This is a genomic window from Kitasatospora sp. NPDC004799 (assembly GCF_040609095.1).
Classification (GTDB): domain Bacteria; phylum Actinomycetota; class Actinomycetes; order Streptomycetales; family Streptomycetaceae; genus Kitasatospora.
The window spans coordinates 1-5,130 of sequence record NZ_JBEXJK010000517.1; the positions used below are offsets into that span (position 1 = coordinate 1).

Annotated in this window: 3 protein-coding genes; 1 reads left to right on the plus strand and 2 read right to left on the minus strand. The window is 76.0% G+C overall.

Translation table 11 applies throughout. The features are described 5' to 3' along the window. Positions 1-198: 198 nt before the first annotated feature. A complete protein-coding gene (locus ABZW03_RS36905; RefSeq protein WP_355268659.1) occupies positions 199-852 on the minus strand; it encodes a hypothetical protein in 654 nt (217 codons plus the stop codon). A 430-nt stretch (positions 853-1,282) separates the two neighbouring features. Beyond that, positions 1,283-3,478, minus strand: coding sequence for a RecQ family ATP-dependent DNA helicase (locus ABZW03_RS36910; RefSeq protein WP_355268655.1), 2,196 nt, complete (start codon positions 3,476-3,478; stop codon positions 1,283-1,285). Positions 3,479-3,707: 229 nt separating this feature from the next. Between ABZW03_RS36910 and ABZW03_RS36915 the strand changes: the two genes are divergently transcribed. Next, positions 3,708-5,130 (plus strand): DUF4192 domain-containing protein (locus tag ABZW03_RS36915; RefSeq protein WP_355268657.1); only part of this gene is annotated, 1,423 nt, incomplete at its 3' end.

Here is a 5,130-nt window from a genome sequence, read left to right on the forward strand (position 1 = left end):
CCCGGCCAGGGCCTGACCACAGTCGTCCACTTCGGGCCCGGTGCCGCCGTACGGTGCCGGGCCCGAGGTCCGTCCCGTGGTTCGCGCCACGATCCGTTCCGAGTCCCGAGTCCCGAGTCCCGCGTCCCTCGGCGGCCGGCGGCGGACCGGGCGGCGCCCGGTGGGTGACGGCCGGTGAGGCCGGTCGCCGCCGCTGGTTCAGCGCGTGCCGGTGCGGCGGGTCGGTTCGGCCGCCGCGACCCGCGCCTGCGCCCACGGGGGCTCGGACTGCGGGGAGCGCGCCGTGTCCTCTCCGTGCGTGGCCCGGTCGGCCGTCAGCCGGCGGGTGCGCTGGCCGCGCGGGGCCTCCAGCGCCGAGCGCGGCGGCAGTTCCGTCACGGTGTGCACCGGCCCGTCGGCCCAGGAGCCCGCGTGCGGCTTGCGTCCGCCCCGCCCGTCCCCGAGGACCTGCCAGCCCGCCGGGGTGAGCCCGATGTACGCGCCGCAGCGCAGTCCGTGGAGCGCGGACGCGTCCCTCAGCGCCCACATCCAGGCGCCGTCCTGCTCCGTCCAGCCGGGCGCGCCGTCGCGGCAGCGCAGCAGCACGGCCGTCCGGGTCGGCTCGGCCAGTCGCAGGTCGTGGGGGATGATCCGGCGCAGGTACGTCAGCAGCGCGTTGCGGTGCTGCCAGCCGTCGGTGTCGTGCGGCCAGGGGGTGAAGGAGGCCGAGGCGACGAGGTGGTGGAGCGCGTCCAGGACGGCGACCACGACGATGCCGGGCTGGGGCAGGTGGCGCTGGTGGAGTTCCAGGACGAACTCGCGGGGGTCGCGCAGCAACGGGATCCCCGAGGCGGCCCAGACCTCCAGGTCCAGTACCCGTCTGGGTTCCGGACTCCTGGAGAAGGGATTCTGACCTCGGTCGATGCCGTTGATCACGATCCTCCTTCCTGGCCCGTGGGCAGGCGGGTGCCTGGGTACGCCGAAGGGCGGGTCCAGCGGACCGGGTTTCGGGTACCTCCCAATTCTCGGGGCATCGGGGGTGGAGCGGCAACGATGAAATGATGAACGCCACCCGATAGCCCATGGTCTGCCGGATATGTTCCACCGCGGACCGAGCGCCGCGGACGAGCCGCCGGGCCTTGATCCACAAAGCTCGCGGCGCAGGGTGAACCGTCATCGGCATGGTGCTCACTCCTTTCCCGGTTCGCTCCGACGGTGTGATCGAAATCGCTTCGCCTGATCCTTTCTGTTAGGCCATTCGAGTGAAGGGGAGGGCTCCTTCACTCGGCTTTCCGCCGTCCCGTCACCCCTGGACGGCCAGCACCAGCGGCAGCACCGCGCCCGCCCCCGCCCGCCGCAGCAGCCGGGCGGCCACGGTGACCGTCCACCCCGAGTCGACGAGGTCGTCCACCAGCAGCACCGGCCCGCCGGCGGCCGCCACCGCCTGCTCCACCTCCGGCGGCAGGACCAGCGCGCCGGCCAGCGAGTGCAGCCGCTGCGCGCTGTTGCTGCGGGCGCCGCGCGGGGGCAGCCCGCCGGCGTACTCGATCCGGCCGAGCAGCGGCAGCCGCCCGATCTCGGCGATCCGCGCGCCCAGGCTGCCGACCAGCTGGGGCCTGGTCGAGGAGGCCATCGTCACCACGCCGACCGGTCGCTCCAGCCGCGCGCCCTCCGTGGTCGCGGGCCCGGCCCAGCCGCCCGGGCCGCGGGCCCAGTCGGCGAGCACCGCCACCAGGGCGTCCACCACCTCGCCGGGCACCGGCACGTCCGGCGCCTGCTCGGCGAGCAGGGTGCGCAGCCGGTTGCCCCAGCCGATGTCGGACAGCCGGCCCAGCGCCCGGCCGGTCTCCGCCTGCTCGCCCGCCGGGATCCGGCCCTTGAGCGGCACCCCGAGCGCGTCCATCCCGGTCGGCCAGAGCCGGCGCGGCTCGAAGGTCACGCCCGGGCGGCCGAGTGCGGCCCGGGCGGCGGCCAGCGTCTCGGCGGACACGTCCGGGGTGTGCAGCGGCCCGGCGCAGTTGTCGCACCGCCCGCACGGTGCGGCCTGCTCGTCGTCCAGCTGGCGGCGCAGGAACTCCATCCGGCAGCCGGTGCCCGCCGCATAGTCGCGCATCGCCCGCTGCTCCGCCTCCCGGGAGGCGGCGACCTTGGCGTAGCGGGCGGTGTCGTACGCCCAGCTCTGGCCGGTGGCCGTCCAGCCGCCCTTGACCCGGCGTACGGCGCCGTCCACGTCGAGTACCTTGAGCATGGTCTCCAGCCGGGCCCGGCGCAGGTCCACCCGGGGCTCCAGGGCGGCGGTGGAGAGCGGGCGGCCGGCCTCGGCCAGTGCGTCGATGGTGCGGCGCACCTGCTCCTCCGGCGGGAAGGCCAGCGAGGCGAAGTAGCGCCAGATCGCCTCGTCCTCGCGCCCGGGCAGCAGCAGCACCTCGGCGCGGTCCACCCCGCGCCCGGCGCGGCCGACCTGCTGGTAGTAGGCGATCGGCGAGCTGGGCGAGCCGAGGTGCACCACGAAGCCGAGGTCGGGTTTGTCGAAGCCCATGCCGAGCGCGGAGGTGGCGACCAGCGCCTTGACCCGGTTGGCCAGCAGGTCGGCCTCGGCGGTGCGGCGCTCGGCGTCCTCGGTGCGGCCGGAGTAGGAGGCCACCGGGAAGCCGCGCTCGCGCAGGAAGGCCGTCACCTCCTCGGCGGCGGCCACCGTCAGGGTGTAGACGATGCCCGAGCCGGGGAGCCGGTCGAGGTGGTCGGCCAGCCAGGCGAGGCGGTGCGCCGGATCGGGCAGGGGGAGCACGCCCAGGGTGAGGCTCTCGCGGTCGAGCGGTCCGCGCAGCACCAGGGCGTGCTCGTCGGTGGCGCCGGTGCCGAGCTGCTCGGCGACGTCCGCGGTGACCCGGGCGTTGGCCGTCGCGGTGGTGGCCAGCACCGGGACGCCGGGCGGCAGGTCCGCGAGCATGGTGCGCAGCCGGCGGTAGTCGGGGCGGAAGTCGTGCCCCCAGTCCGAGATGCAGTGGGCCTCGTCGACCACCAGCAGGCCGGTGGAGGCGGCGAGCTCGGGCAGCACCTGGTCGCGGAAGTCCGGGTTGTTCAGCCGCTCGGGGCTGACCAGCAGGACGTCCACCTTCCCGGCGGCGACCTCCTCCTGGACGGCGGCCCACTCGTCGGTGTTGGCCGAGTTGATGGTGCGGGCGTGGATGCCCGCCCGGCCGGCCGACTCGACCTGGTTGCGCATCAGGGCGAGCAGCGGCGAGACGATCACCGTCGGCCCGGCGCCCCGGGCCCGGAGCAGGGCGGTGGCGATGAAGTAGACCGCGGACTTCCCCCAGCCGGTGCGCTGGACGACCAGGGCACGGCGGCGGTCGACCACGAGGGCCTCGATGGCCGTCCACTGGTCCTCGCGCAGGGCGGCTCCGGGGCCGGCGAGCTCGCGCAGGACGGCCTCGGCCCGCGCCCGGACCTCGGCGCGGTCGGCGGTGGCGGTGGTGTGGGTGTCGGGCTGCTGCATGGCGTCCATGTAACCCCGTACCGCCGACAAGCGACGAATGCGGGGGAGGGGAAGCGGGGGAAGGCGGGGTGTATTTCATCCGCTGGTCCGCTGAACGGCAGTCAAAATCCACTCGTGGGAGGGAGTGTCGTCTGCGCCGAATGAGTGAGGGGAAATTCGGGGGCGGAGTTATCCACAGGAAAAAAGTCCGTTCCGACATCGCCCGCGGATTGCGTCCACTCTTGCGGCCATGAACGCGATGAACAACGAACACGTCATTCTGTCCCTCGGCCCGGCCTCCGAGCACCGGCCGGTCGTCATGCGCGGTCCGGCCGACATGGCCGAGCTGCTCCCGTACTTCCTGGGCTTCTACCCCGACGACAGCATCGTCGCGGTCGGGCTCCACGGCCCCGGCCTGCACCAGGGCGGGGTGATCCGGGCGGACCTGCCCCGGTCGCCCGCGCAGTGGCCGGCCGCGGCGGAGGAGACGGCCGCCCTGCTGGTCGCCCTCTCCGAGCGGCACGGCGCCCGGCCGCTCCAGGTGCTCCTCTACCTCTGCCAGGATCCCGGCGCGGCCCACGCCCCGCCGGTGGTGGACGGGCTGCGGCCGCTGGCGGACGCCCTCCGGGCGGCCTTCGGGCGCCGGGGCGTGGCCGTGAAGGAGTCGCTGTGCGTCTCGGGCGGCCGCTGGTGGTCCTTCCTCTGCCGCGGCGACGGGTGCTGCGACGCGGCGGGCAATCCGGTGCGGCGCGGCCCCGGTCCCGGCCCGGCGGCCGCCGCCGCGACGGTCGCCGGCCTGGCGCCGCGCGGCAGCCGGAAGGCGATCATCGGCGGGCTGGATCCGGTCGGCCCGCCGGAGGACGCCGCCCAGCGCGAGGCGCTGGCCCGGGCGGAGGCCGTGGACGCCCTCGCCCGGGAGCAGCGCATCGCCCTGCTCGACCAGGCCGTCGCCGAGTTCCGGGCCGGGGCGCGGGAGCTCGACGCGGACCGGACGGCCCAGCTGCTGCTCGCCCTGCGGGACCGCCTGGTGCGGGACCGCGGCGTCGAGTACGCCCGGCCGGCCGAGCTGGCCCCGGCCGAGCGGCTCTGGCGCTTCCTCGCCCGGCGGGCCGTGCCGCCGTACGAGGGCTGCGCGGTGGCCCCGCTCACCCTGCTCGCCTGGACGTCCTGGGTCGCCGGGGACACGGCGACGGCCCGGGTCGTGCTCGGCCACGTCCTGCGGCTCGCCCCGGGCTACCTGCTGGCCGAGCTGCTCTACGAGTCGCTCAACGACGGCATGACGCCCCAGGGGCTGCTGGCCGCCGTCGAGACCCAACGGCGGCGGCGCGAGGAGCCCGAGGCCGCGGTGGCCCCGGCCGACGGACCGCCAGACGCCGAGGCGCCGCCGCCGGCCGGAGGGGCGCCGTCCCGGGCCGGCGAGGGCCCCGGGCCCGCTGCCCCGGAGACGGGCGGGGCCGCCGACGAGCGGCCCGGACGGTCGCGCGGTGCTCGGCGGCACCGGCGGGGCGGTCGCCGCAAGGGCTCTTCCGCGTCCCCGGCACCGGCCGATCCGGGTCCGGGCGCCCCGGACGGCGGCGGAGGCCCGCAGGGTCTCGGCCCGGACCGGTTCCGCACCGTTGCAGGCGACCTTCCAGCTGGACAGGTCGATGCCCTCCAGGTGCGCGTCGGTGATC